At 70.6% G+C, this 18,002-nt stretch carries 19 protein-coding genes; 14 read left to right on the top strand and 5 right to left on the bottom strand.

The window, feature by feature from the left end; translation table 11 throughout:
- The first annotated feature begins 17 nt into the window (after positions 1-17).
- The 6 genes from F6J84_RS09615 to F6J84_RS09590 are packed head-to-tail and all read left to right on the top strand — an operon-like array spanning position 18 to position 3,583.
- Entirely contained in the window at positions 18-218 is a 201-nt protein-coding gene (locus tag F6J84_RS09615) for a hypothetical protein (RefSeq protein ID WP_150973303.1), read from the top strand.
- A 32-nt stretch (positions 219-250) separates the two neighbouring features.
- Positions 251-1,243, top strand: a complete 993-nt coding sequence (locus tag F6J84_RS09610; RefSeq protein ID WP_150973301.1) for an aldo/keto reductase — start codon at positions 251-253, stop codon at positions 1,241-1,243.
- Positions 1,240-1,635, top strand: coding sequence for a DUF2809 domain-containing protein (locus F6J84_RS09605; RefSeq protein WP_238702445.1), 396 nt, complete (start codon positions 1,240-1,242; stop codon positions 1,633-1,635). Before F6J84_RS09610 ends, F6J84_RS09605 begins: the two co-directional genes overlap by 4 nt.
- Before the next feature lie 39 nt (positions 1,636-1,674).
- Complete coding sequence (locus F6J84_RS09600; protein ID WP_150973299.1) at positions 1,675-1,974, top strand: DUF1905 domain-containing protein; 300 nt, start codon at positions 1,675-1,677, stop codon at positions 1,972-1,974.
- A gap of 5 nt (positions 1,975-1,979) precedes the next feature.
- The gene (locus F6J84_RS09595) at positions 1,980-2,480 is read left to right on the top strand and encodes a prepilin peptidase (protein ID WP_150973297.1); all 501 of its coding nucleotides are present in this window, start codon (positions 1,980-1,982) and stop codon (positions 2,478-2,480) included.
- Positions 2,481-2,536: 56 nt separating this feature from the next.
- A complete protein-coding gene (locus F6J84_RS09590) occupies positions 2,537-3,583 on the top strand; it encodes a YihY/virulence factor BrkB family protein (protein ID WP_150973295.1) in 1,047 nt (348 codons plus the stop codon).
- A 15-nt stretch (positions 3,584-3,598) separates the two neighbouring features.
- Here the strand turns inward: F6J84_RS09590 and F6J84_RS09585 are convergent, their stop codons facing one another.
- Positions 3,599-4,330, bottom strand: coding sequence for a glutamine amidotransferase (locus F6J84_RS09585; RefSeq protein WP_150973294.1), 732 nt, complete (start codon positions 4,328-4,330; stop codon positions 3,599-3,601).
- Between the two features lie 112 nt (positions 4,331-4,442).
- Between F6J84_RS09585 and F6J84_RS09580 the strand changes: the two genes are divergently transcribed.
- Positions 4,443-4,682, top strand: coding sequence for a response regulator (locus F6J84_RS09580; protein ID WP_150891786.1), 240 nt, complete (start codon positions 4,443-4,445; stop codon positions 4,680-4,682).
- Positions 4,679-5,305, top strand: a complete 627-nt coding sequence (locus F6J84_RS09575; protein ID WP_150973292.1) for a CYTH domain-containing protein — start codon at positions 4,679-4,681, stop codon at positions 5,303-5,305. The genes F6J84_RS09580 and F6J84_RS09575 overlap by 4 nt, the downstream gene beginning before the upstream one ends.
- 76 nt (positions 5,306-5,381) lie before the next feature.
- On the opposite strand, the gene lpdA is transcribed toward F6J84_RS09575, so the two are convergent.
- The gene (gene lpdA, locus F6J84_RS09570; RefSeq protein ID WP_150891784.1) at positions 5,382-6,782 is read right to left on the bottom strand and encodes a dihydrolipoyl dehydrogenase; all 1,401 of its coding nucleotides are present in this window, start codon (positions 6,780-6,782) and stop codon (positions 5,382-5,384) included.
- Between the two features lie 9 nt (positions 6,783-6,791).
- The gene (locus tag F6J84_RS09565; protein WP_191905625.1) at positions 6,792-7,457 is read right to left on the bottom strand and encodes a copper resistance CopC family protein; all 666 of its coding nucleotides are present in this window, start codon (positions 7,455-7,457) and stop codon (positions 6,792-6,794) included.
- Positions 7,458-7,628: 171 nt separating this feature from the next.
- On the opposite strand from F6J84_RS09565, the gene F6J84_RS09560 reads away from it, so the two are divergent.
- From F6J84_RS09560 to F6J84_RS09550, 3 genes are all read left to right on the top strand, one after another.
- The gene (locus F6J84_RS09560) at positions 7,629-8,063 is read left to right on the top strand and encodes an FHA domain-containing protein (protein WP_150891783.1); all 435 of its coding nucleotides are present in this window, start codon (positions 7,629-7,631) and stop codon (positions 8,061-8,063) included.
- Positions 8,063-8,755: a transcriptional regulator FtsR gene (gene ftsR, locus F6J84_RS09555; protein WP_150891782.1), complete on the top strand. Its 693-nt coding sequence runs from the start codon at positions 8,063-8,065 to the stop codon at positions 8,753-8,755. The genes F6J84_RS09560 and ftsR overlap by 1 nt, the downstream gene beginning before the upstream one ends.
- A gap of 99 nt (positions 8,756-8,854) precedes the next feature.
- Positions 8,855-9,400 (top strand): MerR family transcriptional regulator, encoded by a 546-nt coding sequence (locus tag F6J84_RS09550; protein ID WP_150973288.1) that lies wholly within the window; start codon positions 8,855-8,857, stop codon positions 9,398-9,400.
- Between the two features lie 239 nt (positions 9,401-9,639).
- On the opposite strand, the gene F6J84_RS09545 is transcribed toward F6J84_RS09550, so the two are convergent.
- Entirely contained in the window at positions 9,640-10,455 is an 816-nt protein-coding gene (locus F6J84_RS09545; RefSeq protein ID WP_150973286.1) for a ParA family protein, read from the bottom strand.
- Positions 10,456-10,559: 104 nt separating this feature from the next.
- Between F6J84_RS09545 and F6J84_RS09540 the strand changes: the two genes are divergently transcribed.
- The 3 genes from F6J84_RS09540 to F6J84_RS09530 are packed head-to-tail and all read left to right on the top strand — an operon-like array spanning position 10,560 to position 15,987.
- Positions 10,560-13,967, top strand: coding sequence for a pyruvate carboxylase (locus tag F6J84_RS09540; RefSeq protein WP_150973284.1), 3,408 nt, complete (start codon positions 10,560-10,562; stop codon positions 13,965-13,967).
- Between the two features lie 50 nt (positions 13,968-14,017).
- Positions 14,018-15,499, top strand: a complete 1,482-nt coding sequence (locus tag F6J84_RS09535; protein WP_150973282.1) for a MinD/ParA family ATP-binding protein — start codon at positions 14,018-14,020, stop codon at positions 15,497-15,499.
- The gene (locus tag F6J84_RS09530; RefSeq protein ID WP_150973280.1) at positions 15,496-15,987 is read left to right on the top strand and encodes a peptide deformylase; all 492 of its coding nucleotides are present in this window, start codon (positions 15,496-15,498) and stop codon (positions 15,985-15,987) included. Before F6J84_RS09535 ends, F6J84_RS09530 begins: the two co-directional genes overlap by 4 nt.
- A gap of 66 nt (positions 15,988-16,053) precedes the next feature.
- On the opposite strand, the gene F6J84_RS09525 is transcribed toward F6J84_RS09530, so the two are convergent.
- Complete coding sequence (locus F6J84_RS09525; RefSeq protein WP_150973278.1) at positions 16,054-17,886, bottom strand: AMP-dependent synthetase/ligase; 1,833 nt, start codon at positions 17,884-17,886, stop codon at positions 16,054-16,056.
- Between the last annotated feature and the right edge of the window lie 116 nt (positions 17,887-18,002).

The raw sequence follows: 18,002 nt of genomic DNA, 5'->3' as shown, positions 1-18,002 counted from the left end.
GGCGCGGGGACCATCGCGTGGCCGTGCGGGCGGCGGTGAGCTTCGCCGTCCTGCTCGTGGGCGGAGGAAGCGTCCTGTTCGCCGTCGCCAGCACTCTCGGGATCGCCCTCTCCCGGGGCGGACTCCACCGCCGGCCCGTCCGCCGACGGGAGCGCGTCGGTGCAGCCGGCGCGGAGATGGCGCTGACGGTGGGGGCGGACACCCGGACCCCCGTCTAGGCTGAGTCGGTCACGACGACAGGAGCCCTCCCATGCAGACCCGCACCCTCGGAGCGACCGGACGCACCGTTTCGGCCATCGGTCTCGGTACCTGGCAGCTCGGTGCCGACTGGGGCACAGTCGACGATGCCGACGCGCGTCGTGTGCTGGAGACCTCGGCGGATGCCGGGGTCACCCTGTTCGACACCGCGGACGTCTACGGCGACGGGCGCAGTGAGCAGACCATCGGGAACTTCCTCGCGGGGCGGCCGGGGCACGGGATCACGGTGGCCACCAAGATGGGCCGTCGCCTCGCGCAGGAACCGGCGAACTACACGCCAGAGAACTTCCGGGCGTGGACGGACCGCTCCCGCCGGAACCTCGGTGTCGCGACGCTCGACCTCGTTCAGCTGCACTGCCCGCCGACGAGTGTGATCGAGGACCCGGCCACGTACGAGGCGCTCGATGCGCTCGTCGAGCAGGGGACGATCGCCGCCTACGGCGTGTCCGTGGAGACCTGTGCGCAGGCGCTCGCGGCCATCTCCCGCCCGCACGTGTCGAACGTGCAGATCATCGTGAACCCCTTCCGGCTCAAGCCCCTCGACGACGTGCTCCCGGCAGCAGCGGAGGCGGGTGTCGCCGTCTTCGCCCGGGTGCCGCTCGCGTCCGGACTCCTCTCCGGCCGGTACACCGCGGCGACCACCTTCGCCGCGGACGACCACCGTGCCTACAACCGGCACGGTGAGGCGTTCGACCGCGGTGAGACCTTCTCCGGCGTGGACTTCGAGACGGGTCTCACCGCGGCATCCGAGCTCGCCGCCGCGCTGCCGGCCGACGTCCCGCTCCCCGCCGCCACCCTCGCCTGGATCGCCGCGCTGCCCGGCGTGACGAGCGTCATCCCGGGGGCACGCACCCCCGATCAGGCACGCGCCAACGCCGACGCGGCGGCCCTGCTCGACGGCGGGTTCGACCTGAGCGGGTTCGACACCGCGGTCCGGCGCGTGTACGACGAGCGGCTGCGCGCGCAGATCCACCCGAACTGGTGACCCCCGCGACCCGCCGTCGTGCGGCCGCGCTCGTCGCGGCGGTCGTCTCGGTGGGGATGGGGCTCGGCATCCATCTGCTGGCGCCGGACACGGCCGCGAGCGATGTGGCCGGGGATCTGCTGTACCCGCTCCTCGTCTACGCGCTCGTCGTGCTCGTGGGGCCGCGCCTGCCGGCCGTGGCGGTCTCCGCCGTCACGCTCGGCTGGTGCGTCGCGGTGGAAGCCTTCCAGGTCACCGGGCTCCCGGCGGAGTGGGCCGCGGCCTTCCCTCCCGTCGTGCTGGTGTTCGGCACGGTCTTCGACCCGCGGGACATCGCCGTCTACGCCGTCGCCGCGATCGGCGCGGGTCTCGTCGACGCCTTCACCCGGCCCCGACGGGAAGACTGGGGATAGTCCGGGCACGCGCCCGGGGACAGCACCTACCCTGGGCGGATGCAGTTCGTGTTCGACGCCGTGCTGTTCCGGTGGGACTCCCGCACCGACAGCGCCTACTACCTCGTGGAGGTGCCCGCCCTGTTCAGTGCCGAGATCCGGGAGATCCCCCGGATGCGGCGCGGCTTCGGTTCGGTGCGGGTGGAAGCCGGTGCGGCCGGACTGCGCTGGCGCACCTCGATCTTCCCCGACGCCGCGAACGGCACATACCACCTGCCGATCAAGCGTGCCGTCCGTGATGCGGCACAGGCGGGGGAGGGCGACACCCTGACCATCGACCTGCGGGTGCTGGAGGGCTGATCCGCATGGCGGATGCAGGGGGCGGCGGATGGGTGCCGGTCCTGCTCGTCCTCGCCTACGCGGGGTTCGCCGTGCTGAGCCTCGTCCTCGCGGTGGTGGACCTGCGGTTCCACCGGCTGCCCAACAGGCTCGTCCTGCCCGCATACCCCGTCGCGCTGATCCTCCTCGGAGTCGCCGCGATCGCGGGTGGCGACCCCGGGGCGATCGGGCGCGCCGTGCTCGGCGGACTGCTCGTGTTCACGTTCTACCTGCTGCTGCGGATGCTGCAGCCGGGCGGGATCGGCGGCGGCGACGTGAAGCTCGCCGGGCTCGTCGGGGTCCTCCTCGGATTCGCGGGGTGGGAGGCCCTGGCGATCGGTGTGTTCAGCGGGTTCCTCTGCGGCGGGCTGTACAGCATGGTCGCGATCGCGGCGCGGCGGGCGGACCGGCGCACCCGGGTGGCCTTCGGCCCGTGGATGCTGCTCGGGGCGTGGATCGGCCTCGCGGTGCAGATGCTCGGTCGGTGACGCGCGTCCGCTGTCAAGGCGGACCGGGTCCGGCGCGTTGCCGCTAGCCTGACCGGATGCCGGAACCCGCCGCCACCACGGCCCCGCCCCCGCGGGGCATCGTCCCGCGCCTGATCGCGTGGGCGCTCGAGCGCACCCTGGTGCGCGCGTTCCTGCTCTACGCCGAACATCGGGGCCCCCAGCTGGCGGACAGCGTCACCTACCGCACCCTGTTCAGCGTCTTCGCCGGTGTCCTCCTGGGATTCTCGGTCGGGGCGTTGTGGCTGTCCGGGAACCCGCAGGCCTGGGACGCGATCATCGCCGCGGTGGACGCCGCGATCCCCGGGCTCGTCGGTGAGGACGGCCTCGTCGACCCGTCCGCCGTGGAAGCGCCCGCGAGCCTCACGGTCGCCGGGGTGATCTCCCTCGTCGGTCTGGTCGGGGCCGCGATCGGTGCCATCGGGTCGCTGCGGCTGGCGCTGCGGACGCTGGCGGACAGGCTCGCCGACGACGTGCTGTTCATCTGGGTGATCCTGCGGAACCTCGCCCTCGCCATCGCGATCGGGGCGTTGCTGGCCCTCTCCGCCGCCATGAGCTTCCTCGGCACCGCGTCGATCTCCACGGTGACGGATTGGCTGGGGCTCGAGGAGCGTTCCCCGATCGTCGGGGGGGCGACCTGGGCGGTGTCGGTGCTGGTGATCTTCGCTCTGGATACGGCCGTGATCATGCTGCTGTTCCGGTCGCTCGCCGGACTCCGCCCGCCGGCCAAGGCGCTGTGGACCGGCGCGCTCCTCGGGGGAGTGGGGCTGACGGTGCTCCAGCAGCTGTCCGGCCTCTTCGTCGGCGGGGCGAGCGCCAACCCCCTGCTGGCCTCCTTCGCGTCCCTGATCGCGCTGCTGCTCTGGTTCAATCTGTCCGCTCAGGTGATCCTCATCGCGAGCGCGGTCATCATCACGATCACCCGGGAGCAGGAGGACCGGGTGCGCGCCCGCTTCGGCGCCCGGACCTTCGCGCAGCGCCGGCTCCGGCGGGCCGAGGACACCGTGTCGTCCGCGGTGGCCGAACTGGAGCAGGCACGGGCCATGGAGGAGAAGGAGCGCCTCGGCGCGGCGGAGGGGAAATGACCTCGGGGCCCGCCGTCAGCGGGCGAAGCGCTCCACGAACGTCCGCAGCATCCGGGACGGCTCGGTGACGGATGTGGTGCGCACCGCGCTGAGGGTCGACGGGAGCTCCCCGTCGGCGAAGTAGCCGTGACCCGCGTACGCCCGGATGCGTGTCGAGATCCCCTCGACGTCGAGCTCCGGATGGAACTGCGTCGCATAGACGTTGCGTCCGGCGCGGAACGCCTGGACCGGGCACGCCGGCGACCCGGCGAGCAGGGTCAGATGCGGCGGCAGCGTGCGGATGGCCTCCTTGTGCCCCACGAAGGCGGAGAAGGTCCGCGGCATCTCGGCGAAGATCGGGTCCGCCGCTCCTTCGTCCGTGAGGGTCACCGGCACGATCGAGATGGGCTCCGCGTGGGTGCGGTCGATGGTCGCCCCCTGATGGGCGCCGAGCGTGCCCACGCCGTAGCAGGCCCCGAGGAACGGGACGTCGCGCGCCACGACCTCGTCCAGCAGCGCCGCGAACTCGCTCTCGACGCGGTGCTGGGTGGGGGACTTCTGCTCGGGAGGGTCGGAGGCGTTGAACGGGCCCCCGCCGACCAGGATGCCGGAGAGCCCGTCGAGGTCGAGCGGAGGGAGCGGAGCCGATTCCATCCGGATGCGGAGGAGGTCGCGTTCGTCGAGGCCCGTGTATCGCAGGAAGAGCGCATACTCCTCATCCGCGGGCAGGTCCTCGGCGCGGGTGGCCAAGAGCGCGAAGGGCTTCACGCCGTGCGCCGGCGGAGAGTGCGAGGGCTGTCCATCCGGGTGATTCTAGATCAGCCCGCGGGGGAGCGGCCCGCCATGGCCGGGTCCGGTGTGCGGGACTAGGGTGGTCCGCATGACACTCGCACGACTGACCGGTGGCCCCCTCGACGGGCAGGTCCTCCCGCTCGACGAGAGCATCGACGACACGCTGATCGTCCCCTTCGCCGAGGGACAGCTCGTCTACCGCCGGGTGGGTGAACTGGAGAACACCGGCGACGACGACGGGCCGACCGAGGCCCACTTCACCTACGCCGAGTCGACCGAGCCGCTGGCCCCGACGGCCGGCGAGCTGGACGACGTCGACAACGCGTGAGCGACGGATACGACGAACCCACGCGCACCGTCGAGGTCGAGGTGAAGTTCGACGTCGACGAGGCGGCGATCCTGCCGGACTGGTCCGGCCTGCCGGGCGTCACCGCCGTCGGCGCTCCCGAACTCCGCGAGCTCGACGCTCGCTACCTCGACACCGAGGATCTCGCCCTCGGCCGGGCCCGCGTGGCGCTGCGGCGCCGTACCGGGGGACCCGACGCCGGATGGCACGTGAAGAGCTCCGCTGTCGACGGCCGGCACGAGTGGCACTGGCCGCTGGGTGAGTCCGAAGAGCTCCCGGAGGTCGTCGCCGCTGCCGTCCGGACGTGGGGTGCACCGCCGTTCACGCCGCTCGCCCGCATCCGCAATCGGCGGACCGCTTACGCGCTCACGGACGCCGCCGGTGGTCTCGTCGCCGAGGTCGTGGACGATCACGTGACGGCGACGGCCGAGCGCACGGGGTCCGTCAGCAGCTGGCGCGAGTGGGAGATCGAGCTCGGTCCCGCCGCGCCCGCCGACGAACGATGGCGCAGCGGGTTCTTCTCCGCCGTGGCGGAGCTCGTGGCCGCGGCCGGGGGGCGCCCCGCTGCATCCGAATCCAAGCTCGGACGGGCACTCGGTCTCTGACCCGCACACCCGCACACGAAGGAGGGCGGGTCCCGGAATGCTCCGGGACCCGCCCTCCTTCGTGTGCGCGGCGGGATCAGAAGTTGATCATGTGCCCCGCCAGGCCGTGGAAGGCCTCCTGCAGGGCCTCGGACAGCGTCGGGTGCGTGTGCACGTTGCGGGCGAGCTCGAGAGCCGTGAGGTCCCACTTCTGGGCCAGGGTCAGCTCCGGCAGGAGCTCCGAGACGTCCGGTCCGATCATGTGGCCGCCGAGGAGCTCGAGGTGCTCCGCGTCCGCGATCAGCTTGACGAAGCCGACCGGCTCGCCGAGGCCGTGCGCCTTTCCGTTCGCCATGAACGGGAAGGTCGCCACCTTGATCTCGTGACCGGCGTCCTTGGCCTGCTGCTCGGTGAGGCCGAACGAGGCCACCTGCGGGGAGCAGAAGGTCGCGCGCGGCATCATCCGGTAGTCGCCGAGCGTCATGGTCTCGGCCTTGCCGATGGTCTCCGCTGCGACGACGCCCTGCGCCTCGGCCACGTGCGCCAGCTGCAGCTTCGCGGTGACGTCACCGATGGCGAAGATGTGCGGCACGTTGGTGCGCATGTAGTCGTCGATGGCGATCGCGCCGCGCTCGGTGAGCTGCACGCCGGTCTTCTCCAGGCCGAAGCCCTCGACCCGCGGGGCGAATCCGATCGACATGAGCACCTTGTCGGCCTCGATCGACCCCTGTGCGCCCGACTTGTTGTCGGTATAGGTCACCGTCACCGACGATCCGCCGTCGACGACCGATTCCACCTTGGTGGAGGTGAGGATGTCGATGCCGTAGTTGCGGTACTGCTTCTGGATCTCCTTCGACACATCGGCGTCCTCATTCGGGAGCGCACGGTCGAGGAACTCGATGATCGTGACCTTCACGCCGTAGTTCGACATGACGTAGGCGAACTCCATGCCGATGGCGCCCGCGCCGACGATGACGATCGAGCCCGGGAGGTCCCGGGAGAGGATCTGCTCCTCGTAGGTCACGACGTTGTCGCTGAGGGTAACGCCCGGCAGGAGACGCACGGTGGAACCGGTCGAGATGATCGCGTTGTCGAAGGTGACGCGTTCGACCGAGCCGTCGCCCTTGGTGACGTCGATGGAGTGGTCGTCGACGAAGGAACCGCGGCCCTGGTACTCGGTGACCTTGTTCTTCTTCATCAGGTAGTGGATGCCCTTGACGCGGCCGTCGGCCACCTCGCGGCTGCGATCCCACGCCACGCCGTAGTCGAACGTCACGTCCCCGGACATGCCGAAGAGTTTCGCCTTGTGGGTGAAGGTGTGGGCGAGCTCCGCGTTCTTCAGGAGCGCCTTGGAGGGGATGCAGCCGACGTTCAGGCAGACACCGCCCCAGTACTTCTCTTCGATGATCGCGGTGGACAGGCCCAACTGGGCGCTTCGGACGGCCGCGACGTAACCGCCGGGGCCGGCGCCGAGGATGACGACGTCGTAATGAGGCATGAGGAAAGCCTATCGCTCGTCGCGGCCCGTCCGTCCGGCCGTGCGGTCGCGGGCGAGCTGCTTCTGCTGGCGTGCGCGGGCGCCGAGGAGCCAGACCACCAGGACGATGACGGCGACCACGGCGATCGCTCCGATCACCCAGGGCAGGGGGCTCGCGGGCTCGTCCGTGTCCTCGTCGACGACCAGGGCCGTCATGGTGGGTTCCGGGGTGGACTCCGCGGTCTCGGACGGCGTCGCGGCGGTCTCGGCGGTGGGGGTCTCGGCCGGTGCCGCCGCCGCGACCTCGAAGGAGAACTCGCCGGCGATGGGGTGGCCGTCGCTGGAGACCACGCGCCACACCACGGTCACGGTTCCTTCGGCATCACCGGCCAGGGGCTGCACGACGACGGCGCCGTCGACCGTCGGCTCGCCGTCGGTGAGCGAGGCGCCGGCGGCATCCGTCACCTCGACCACCGTGCCCGAACCCTGGGAGAGGAGTTCGGCGCTGTAGCCGAGCGTGAGCTGTGCGGGCAGTGCGTCGACCGTGGATCCCGCGGCGGGGTCCGTGGAGACGAGCTCGTCGTGGGCTGCGGCGGGGGAGGCCGACACCATCAGGGCGAGGAGGGCGAGCACGAGGGCGGCGAGCGTGGACGCGAGGGTCCGACGGGCACGCGTGGGGATACCGGATGCGATCACGCCGCCGAGCCTAGGCCGTGACGCCGAGGGCCGCCTGGACGTCTCCCCACCCGGACGACAGGATGTCGGAGCGGGCTCGTGATCGGATAGGCTGAAGAACCCGAGGAGGACGACGTGGACGAGCAGTACACACATCGGCCGGACGCTGTCCGGCGCCAGGGTGATGGCGCGATGCCGAACCACGACACCACCCAGACGTTCGGGCACGACTCGGACCTGTCGTTCGTGCCGTTCGGCAGTGAGCTGAGCGATGCCGAGATGGAGGCGATCGAAGCGCTGCCCTCGCGGGCGGCGCTGTTCATCGTCCGTTCCGGCCCGACCGCCGGAGCGCGCTATCTCCTGGACACCGACGTGACCACGGTGGGTCGCCATCCGGACGCCGACATCTTCTTCGACGATGTCACCGTGTCGCGGCGTCACGCCGAGATCACGCGGGTCGGATCCGCCTTCGAGATCGTCGACCAGCGCTCCCTGAACGGGACGTACGTGAACGGGGAGCGCGTGGACCGCGCCATCCTCTCCAACGGTGCGGAAGTGCGCATCGGCAAGTTCCGGCTGAACTTCTTCGTCTCGCCCGCCGATCTCTCTGCGGCCGCGGACGCCTGATGGGGGCTGCTTCCGCCCGTGGCCGCAGCGAGGCCGCGGGCCTTCTGAGTATCGGCCAGGTGCTGGCGCGGCTCACCCCGGACTTCCCCGCCCTGACTTCCAGCAAGCTGCGCTTCCTGGAGGTGCAGGGCATCGTCACGCCCCGTCGCACCGAGTCCGGGTACCGCAAGTTCACGCCCGCGGATCTGGAGCGGCTGCGTCTGGCCCTCACGCTGCAGCGTGACCACTACCTTCCCCTCAGCGTGATCCGCGAGTACCTCGACGACATCGACGCCGGACGCGACCCCGCGCCGCCCGCGGACTCGGTGCCGCGGTCGATCATGCCCACCGCCCGGCGTTACCGCAGGGACGAGTTGCTGCGGACCGCCGGCGCGGGCGCCCAGCTGCTCAACGACGCCCTCAGCACCGGTCTGATCACCGGCGGGGAGACCTACGACGAACAGGCGCTCGGGATGCTGCGCGCCCTCGTCGCGCTCGACCGGCACGGCATCGAGCCGCGTCACCTGCGCAACCTGAAGCAGAGCGCCGAGCGCGACGTGGCGCTCGTGGAGTCCGCGCTGGCGCCGTTGCGGCGGCGTCCGGACGCGGCATCGCGGGGTCGCGCCGCCGACATCGCGCCCGAACTCGCCCGGCGCATCAGCGACGTGAGGGAAGCACTCATCCGCGCCTCCCTCGACCGACTCGACATCTGAGGCCCGACACGCCGACCCCCTGACGTCGGATGTCGTTGCCCGAGGCCCCGCGCTCCTCTAGCGTGGAACTTACACAACACCGGAAGGGAGGGCGCCAGCATGAACGCAGGCGAACTGCTCGGCGACATCCCTCTCGACGCCGACCTCCTGTTCACGGACGGCCTCCCGCAGATGGACGACGAGGTGGGCTACCGCGGTGCGGTCGCCGCCCGCGCCGCCGGCATCACGTACCGTCAGCTGGACTACTGGGCCCGCACCGAGCTCGTGGAACCCACGGTGCGCGGGGCGAGCGGCTCGGGATCGCAGCGGCTCTACGGTTTCCGCGACATCCTGGTCCTCAAGCTCGTGAAGCGTCTGCTGGACACCGGCATCTCGCTGCAGCAGATCCGCACCGCCGTCGAGCAGCTGCGCGTCGCCGGCATCCGGGACCTCACCGGCACGACCCTCATGAGCGACGGTGCGTCCGTCTATTTGTGCACCTCCAACGACGAGGTCATCGACCTCGTCAGCCGCGGTCAGGGCGTCTTCGGCATCGCCGTGGGCAAGGTCCTGCGCGAGGTCGAGTCGACGCTGGTTGACTTCGACGGGCAGGCCACGGACCCGAGCGACGAGCTCGCCGTCCGTCGCGTCCGCCGCACCGCCTGACCGCCCGCTCCGAGGCTGCGTCCGTCCTCTCCGCGCGCCGAGACCGCCCTCTCGCGAGGCTCCGACCCCTGCTCGCGGAGGCGTCGATCGCCCGCGCCATCCGTGGCGCCGCGGTGACACCTTCCCGCGAGACAGCATGGCAACCACGAGACAGCGCGTGAGGGCATCCGTCTCGTGCCGATTATGCAGTCTCGCGGGAAAAGAAGGCCGTGCCCGGCGGCCTCGCAGACGAACGGGCGTCAGACCGCGGGGGCGTTGTCCTCGGGGGAGGCGATGCGTCCGGTGCGGACGATGCGGTCCAGCAGCGCGTCGAAGTCGGCCGCCAGCTCCTGTGCGGAGTCGCCGGGCCAGATGTGCAGCGGCTTCGCCGCACCCTGCGCCTGCTGCAGCGACGTGCGCTCCGGGAGCTGCGGCGACAGGACGAGCGGGCCGAACATGTCGCGCAGCTCCTTGATACGGAACTGGTGCTCGATGGACTGCGGCCGGACGCGGTTCACGACGATGCCGAGCGGCTGGAGCCGGGGCGAGAGGCCGCGGCGGATCTCCTCGATCGCCCGCAGGGCGCGGTCGGCCGCGGCGACGGAGAACAAGCCGGGTTCGGTGATGACCACGACGCGGTCGCTGGCCGCCCACGCGGTGCGCGTGAGGGCGTTCAGCGACGGTGCGCAGTCGATGAGCACGAGATCGTAATCGGCCTCGACGGTCGCGAGGGCCTCCTCGAGCTTCCAGACGTCGCGCACACTGGGGTGCGGTCCGTCGAAGTTGATCGCCGAGGGGCTGCCGATCATCACGTCGATCGTGCCGGGATGGACCTTGGTCCATCCGCTGGACGTGATCGCCTGTCGGACGACCTTCTCCTTCGGATTGGCGAGGACGTCGGCGACGTTCAGGCGGCCGGCCACCTGAATGTCCAATCCCGTCGACACGTCGGACTGCGGGTCGAGGTCGACGACGAGCGTTCGAACACCTCGGGCGAACGCGGCGGACGCGAGACCGAGTGTCACGGTCGTCTTGCCGACTCCACCCTTGAGTGAGCTGACGGAAAGAACGTGCACAAGCGACCACGTTACCGTCCCCTAGGCTGTGAGCACACTCAGTCCCCGGCGATGTCGCCGCTGAGATCGTCACGCCGCCCGCCACATGACGGATTAGAGGTCCCATGTTCCGGAAGATCCTGGTCGCCAACCGAGGTGAGATCGCCATCCGCGCATTCCGCGCGGCATACGAGGTCGGGGCGCGCACCGTCGCCGTCTACCCCTACGAGGACAGGTTCTCGCTGCACCGGCTGAAGGCCGACGAGGCCTACCAGATCGGTGAGAAGGGGCATCCGGTGCGCGCCTACCTGGATGTCGACGAGATCATCCGGGTAGCCAAGGACAGCGGGGCCGACGCGATCTACCCGGGGTACGGCTTCCTCTCCGAGAACCCCGAGCTCGCCGCCAAGGCGGCCGAGAACGGGATCGCCTTCATCGGCCCGCCCGCGGCGGTCCTGGAGATGGCCGGGAACAAGGTCACCGCGAAGGAGCACGCCGTCGCGGCGGGTGTTCCGGTGCTGCGTTCCACACCCGCGTCCGACGACGTGGACGAGCTCCTCGCGCAGGCGGACGAGATCGGCTTCCCCGTGTTCGCGAAGGCGGTCGCCGGCGGCGGCGGGCGGGGGATGCGGCGCGTCGAGACCAAGGAGGAGCTGGCCCCGGCTCTGGCCGAGGCGATGCGCGAGGCGCAGAGCGCCTTCGGCGACGCCCGGATGTTCCTGGAACAGGCCGTACAGCGACCGCGGCACATCGAGGTCCAGATCCTCGCGGACACCTACGGCCACACGGTCCACCTGTTCGAGCGGGACTGCTCCGTGCAGCGACGCCATCAGAAGGTCGTGGAGATCGCGCCCGCACCCAACCTCGACGAGGATGTGCGCCAGGCCCTGCACCGCCACGCCGTCGCCTTCGCGGAGTCGATCGGCTACCAGAACGCGGGGACGGTCGAGTTCCTCCTGGAGACGGCGGGACCGCGGACCGGTGAGGCCGTCTTCATCGAGATGAACCCTCGCATCCAGGTCGAGCACACGGTCACCGAAGAGGTCACGGACGTCGACCTGGTCCAGTCGCAGATGCGGATCGCCGCGGGCGCGAGCCTCGAAGAGCTCGGACTGACCCAGCCCGAGATCCGTCTGCGCGGCGCCGCGCTGCAGTGCCGCATCACGACCGAGGACCCGGGGCAGGGCTTCCGCCCGGACACCGGAAAGATCACGACCTACCGCTCGCCCGGCGGCGCCGGCATTCGCCTCGACGGCGGGACCACGGCGGCCGGGTCGCAGATCAGCCCGCACTTCGACTCGATGCTGGCCAAGCTCACCTGCCGCGGCCGTGACTTCGGTGCCGCGGTCGCGCGAGCGCGCCGTGCCCTCGCCGAGTTCCGCATCCGCGGGGTGTCCACCAACATCCCCTTCCTGCAGGCCGTGCTCGACGACCCGCAGTTCATCGAGGGGGACATCAGCACCGCCTTCATCGACGAGCGCCCGCAGCTGTTGCGCGGACGCGAGTCGAAGGACCGCGGCTCGAAGATCCTCAGCTGGCTGGTCGACGTCACCGTGAACAAGCCCAACGGTGAGAACCCGCTCACGGTGGATCCCCGCCTGAAGCTCCCGACGGTCGACCTCGCGACCCCGACGGTGCCCGGATCCCGGCAGAGGCTCCTCGAACTCGGCCCGGCCGGGTTCGCCGCCGACCTGCGGGCGCAGACCGCGCTGGCGGTCACCGAGACGACCTTCCGCGACGCGCACCAGTCGCTGCTGGCCACCCGCGTGCGCACGAAGGACCTGCTCACGGTCGCCCCCTACGTGGCACGTCTCACGCCCCAGCTCCTCTCGGTGGAGGCCTGGGGCGGAGCCACCTACGACGTCGCGCTCCGGTTCCTCGGCGAGGACCCCTGGGAGCGTCTCGATGCGCTGCGCGCGGCGTTCCCGAACATCGCGATCCAGATGCTGCTGCGCGGACGGAACACGGTCGGCTACACTCCGTACCCGACCGCCGTGACGGACGCGTTCGTGCAGGAGGCGGCGGCCTCCGGTGTCGACATCTTCCGGATCTTCGACGCGCTCAATGACGTGTCCCAGATGCGGCCGGCCATCGACGCGGTGCTCTCCACCGGAACCGCGGTCGCCGAGGCGGCGCTCTGCTACACCGGCGACCTGCTCGACCCCGCCGAGGATCTCTACACCCTCGACTACTACCTGCGACTCGCCGAGCAGATGGTCGAGGCGGGCGCCCACGTGCTCGCCATCAAGGACATGGCGGGCCTGCTGCGGCCGGCCGCGGGGGCGAAGCTCGTCGCCGCCCTCCGCGAGCGGTTCGACCTGCCCGTGCACGTGCACACGCACGACACGGCGGGCGGCCAGCTGGCCACGCTCCTCGCCGTCAGCGCAGCCGGAGCGGATGCGGTGGACGTCGCCGCGGCGCCCATGGCCGGCACCACGAGCCAGCCCTCGCTGTCGGCACTGATCGCCGCACTCGCCCACACCGAGCGCGACACCGGCATCCCGCTGCAGGCCGCTGCGGACCTGGAGCCCTACTGGGAGGCCGTGCGCCACCAGTACCGTCCGTTCGAGTCCGGCCTGCCCGGCCCCACCGGCCGCGTCTACCACCACGAGATCCCGGGCGGTCAGCTCTCGAACCTCCGCCAGCAGGCGATCGCGCTGGGACTGGCCGAGGACTTCGAGCTGATCGAGGACATGTACGCCGCCGCGAACGAGATCCTCGGCCGGGTCCCGAAGGTGACGCCGTCCTCCAAGGTCGTCGGCGACCTCGCGCTGGCACTGGCAGCGGTGCGCGCGGATCCGGCGGACTTCGCCGAGAACCCGCAGAACTACGACATCCCGGACTCCGTCGTCGGGTTCATGGCGGGCGAGCTCGGCGACCTGCCCGGCGGGTGGCCGGAGCCGTTCCGGAGCAAGGTGCTGGCGGGCCGTGCGCGGAAGGAGCCGACCGCGGACCTCTCCGCCGAGGATGAGGCGGCTCTGGCAGCGGACCCGGCAACCCGGCGGGACGCCCTCAACCGCCTGCTGTTCCCCGCGCCCACGCGCACGTTCCAGGAGACGCGCGAGACCTACGGCGACCTGTCCGCGCTGGACACCGACGATTACCTCTACGGGCTCACCCCGGGGGTCGAGCACGTCGTCGAGATCGAGCGGGGCGTCCAGCTCTGGCTGGGGCTGGAGGCGATCGGTGAAGCCGACGACAAGGGCATGCGCACGGTCATGACCACGCTCAACGGACAACTGCGCCCCGTGTTCGTGCGCGACCGCAGCATCGCCGTGGAGAGCCGTCAGGCCGAGAAAGCCGACACGTCCAAACCGGGTCAGATCGCCGCGCCGTTCTCCGGTGTCGTCACCGTCAAGGTCGAGGTGGGCGAGTCCGTCCGTGCCGGGCAGCCGCTGGCATCCATCGAGGCGATGAAGATGGAGGCGGCCATCACGAGCACCGTCGACGGGGTCGTTGAACGTCTGGCGATCGGCGCCACGCAGCAGGTGGAAGCAGGGGACCTTTTGGTCGTGGTCCGGCCCGCGCAGTAACCTGGTGGATGGCGCCGGAGGTCCGGCGATCCGTTGGGAGTTGTCTGAGCATGCCTGATCGAGACGATCAGAACCAGGTGGACGGCGATGATGACATCATCGACGAGCCTGTGAGCGTCGACGCCGCAGGGTTCGACATCCTGGGCACACAGACCGCGCAGGTCGCGGTGACCCTGCCACCGAGCGACGAGGACGATTACGTCGATGACGACGTCCTCGCCGACGACGTGGCCCCGGAGCCGGTCGCCTTCGTGTCGATCACACGCCCCGCCGACACCGAGGAAGTGCATGTCGTGCATGAGGACGACGTCGAGGGGACCGAGCCGGATCCGTCGGCACCGCGCACGGACACGGTGGACGCCGTCGAGGTCCACGACACCGGCGAGACCCCGCGCGTGACGCCGGAGGCGGAACCCGCGCCCACCGGTCCGGTCTCGGCCGCTCCCCGGAGGGCCGAGCCCCGCACGGACGCGCCCCGTCCGGCGCGCGCCGAGGGGCGCGCACTGGAGCAGGCGGCGGATGCGGTCCCCGCACCGGTGACCCTCGCCGCGCGACGCGTCGACGAACAGGACGCCCACCGTGAGACGCCGGACCTGCTGACGGCGGACCGCCTCCTGCAGGGCGACCGTCTTCCGCGGCGTGAGCCGGAGGGTACCTGGCCCCATCTCGTGTACAGCCTGACCGGGGGTCGCGTCCGGCTCTCGGACAGCCGGCGTGCCCGCGGTCGCCGCGAACTCGACGCCAAGATCGCCGCGCCCCTCGCTGGCGGCGCGCGCTTCGTGGCCATCCTGTCCCGTAAGGGCGGGGTGGGCAAGACGACCGTCACGGCCCTTCTCGGGATGGCCCTCGCCGACGCTCGCGAGGACCGGATCATCGCTCTCGACGCGAACCCGGACCGAGGCACGCTCGCGGAGCGGATCGGCCGCCCGAGCGGGAAGACCGTACGCGATCTGACCGGCTCCCGCACGCGGGTGCACGGATTCAACGAGATCTCCTCCATCGTGGTGCGCGACGAGACCCGTCTCGACGTCCTCGCGTCGGATGCGGACCCGCACATCTCGGAGGCGTTCGACGACTCCGACTACCGTGACGTGGCGGCACTGGCCGCCCACTACTACTCGATCGTGCTGACCGACACCGGTACCGGCATCGTCCACTCCGTCATGGGGGCCACGCTCGAGGCATCCGACTCGCTCGTGATCGTCGCCGGACTGAGCATCGACGAGGCGAGACTCGCCTCGGAGACGCTGACCTGGCTGGAGACCAACGGCTACGCGGACCTCGCCCGCCAGGCCGTGGTCGTCCTCAACGCCTCCCGGCCCGGTGCGCCCCTGATCCGGCAGAACGAGCTGGAGGAGCACTTCCGCAGCCGCGTCCGCGCGGTCGTCCGCCTGCCGTACGACGCCCGCATCGCGACCGGCGGGGCGATCACGTTCCGCGACCTGCAGCCGGCCACGCGTACGGCGGCACGGGAGCTCGCCGCGGTCGTCGTCGAGGGCATCGGCACCGTCCGCGCGACGGGCGCGGCATGACCGTCCGCCCCATCCGGCTCTTCGGCGACCCCGTCCTGAAGAGCCAGAGCGCGCCCATCGACGACATCGACGACGGGATCAGGGCGCTCGTGCGGGATCTGCTGGACTCCGTGGAGCTCCCTGGCCGCGCGGGCGTCGCCGCCCCTCAGATCGGCGTGGGCCTGCGGGCCTTCAGCTACAACATCGACGGCGACATCGGGTACATCCTGAATCCCGTCCTGGTCGAGGTCTCCGGGGAACCGGAGCCGGTCGGCGAGGGCTGCCTGTCCGTGCCGGGCCTCTGGCACGACGTGATGCGCTATCCGCACGCGAAGGCGGTGGGCATCGACCTGGACGGCAACGAAGTGGTCCTCGAGGGCGACGGTCTGCTCGCCCAGGCCCTTCAGCACGAGACGGACCACCTGGACGGTCTGCTCTACCTCGATCGGCTCGATCGTGAGCAGCGCCGCGTGGCGCTGCGCGAAGTGCGCGAGAGCGACTGGTTCTGATCCGCGCAGGCACAACGTGATGAGGCCCCCGCATCCATCGGATACGGGGGCCTCACTGGTGCTGCGCTACGCGAGCGGGATGTTGCTGGTGTTCTCGGGCACCCGGTAGAGCTCTTCGACCTCGACCGTGAAGTCGTCCATGATCACGTTCCGCTTGATCGACATCTTCGGGGTCAGGTGGCCGGATGCCTCCGTCCACTCCGTCTCCAGGATCGTGAACTTGCGGATGGACTCGGCGCGGGAGACACTCGCGTTCGCCCGGTCCACCGCGCGCTGCACCTCGGCGCGGACGGCCGGGTCCTTGGCCGCCTCGGCGAGCGTCATGTCGGCGCGGTGCCCGTTGTTGGCGAGCCACGTGGGCAGCATCTCGGAGTCCAGCGTGATCAGCGCGGAGATGAACGGGCGGTGATCGCCCACGGCGACGACCTGTCCGACGATCGGGTTGGCCCGGATCGGGTCCTCCAGCGCCGCCGGCGCGACGTTCTTGCCGCCTGCCGTGACGATGATCTCTTTCTTGCGGCCGGTGATCGTCAGGAAGCCGTCCTCATCCAGCGAACCGATGTCGCCGGTCTTGAACCAGTCGCCGTCGAACGCCTCGGCGGTCGCCTCCGGATTGCGCCAGTACTCCTTGAAGACGTTGATGCCGCGCACCTCGACCTCGCCGTCCTCGGCGATGCGGATGCCGACACCGGGAAGGGCGGGACCCACGGTGCCGATCTTCGACTTCTCCGCGAGGTTGACCGTCGCGGGTGCCGTCGTCTCGGTGAGGCCGTACCCCTCGAGGATGTGGATGCCGAGGCTGTGGAAGAAGTGGCCGAGGCGGGGCCCGAGGGGGGCCGACCCGGAGACCGCGAACTTCACGGAGCCGCCCATGGCCGCGCGCAGCTTGCTGTAGACGAGCTTGTCGAACAGGGCGAACTTGATGCGCATGCCGAACGGGATCTTCTTGCCGTCCTGCAGATACTGCGAGTGGTCGACGGCGACCTGCGCGGCGGCGCGGAAGATCTTGCCCTTACCGCCCGCCTCGGCCTTCTGCTCCGCGGAGTTGTACACCTTCTCGAACACGCGCGGCACCGCGAGGAGGAACGTCGGGTGGAACGAACCCAGTGCGGCGAGCAGCTGCTTGGTGTCGGGCTGGTGACCGGTCTTCACCCCGGCGTGGATGTTCAGGATGGAGATGAATCGTGCGAACACGTGGGCCGTCGTGATGAACAGCACGGTGGATGCGCCGGGCACCTCCACGACCTCGTGCAGGGCGACGGCGGAGTTGCGCGACAGCTCCACGAAGTTGCCGTGGGTGAGGACGCAGCCCTTGGGGCGGCCGGTCGAGCCCGAGGTGTAGATGAGTGTGGCGATGTCCGAGGCGTTGGCGAGCTTCCGCCGGCGCGCGATCTCGTCGTCCGGGACGGACGCGCCCGCGGTGATCATGGTGTCCAGGTCCCCGGACTGCATCTGCCACGCCGACCGGATGAGGGGGAGGTTCGGCCGCACCTCGGCCAGGCTCGCCGCGTGCGCGGCGCTCTCCACGATGACGGCGACGGCGCCGGAGTCGGAGAGGATCCACTCGATCTGGCCGGGCGAGCTCGTCTCGTAGACGGGCACCATCACGGCGCCCGCGTAGAAGAGGGCGAAGTCGACCAGGGTCCAGTCGTACGTCGTGCGGGCGAGGAACCCCACCTTGTCGCCCGGCTCGATCCCGGCGGAGACGAAGCCCTTCGCGAGGGCGATCACCTGCCGCTCGAATTCAGCGGCCGAGACGTCTCGCCATCCGTCGCCGTCGGGGACGGCGAAGAGGGCGAGGTCCGGCGTCGCGGAGACCCGGTCGGCGAGGAGATCGGCGATGTTCGCCTCGGGATCGGCGGGGACGATCGCGGGGACTTCGAAAACTGTAGCGCTCATATCGGCAGCTCCTTCGATACCGTGCGGGGTCGGGCTTGTGAGACGCAAGTCTACGCATCCGTGATACTCAGTCCCACCGCTGCTCGTCAGTAGGAGTGCAGCGTGTCGCGGACTAG

This window comes from Microbacterium caowuchunii, assembly GCF_008727755.1.
Lineage (GTDB): Bacteria > Actinomycetota > Actinomycetes > Actinomycetales > Microbacteriaceae > Microbacterium > Microbacterium caowuchunii.
The sequence above is the reverse complement of the archived record's forward strand: the minus strand, read 5'-3'. Positions and strand labels throughout refer to the sequence as shown.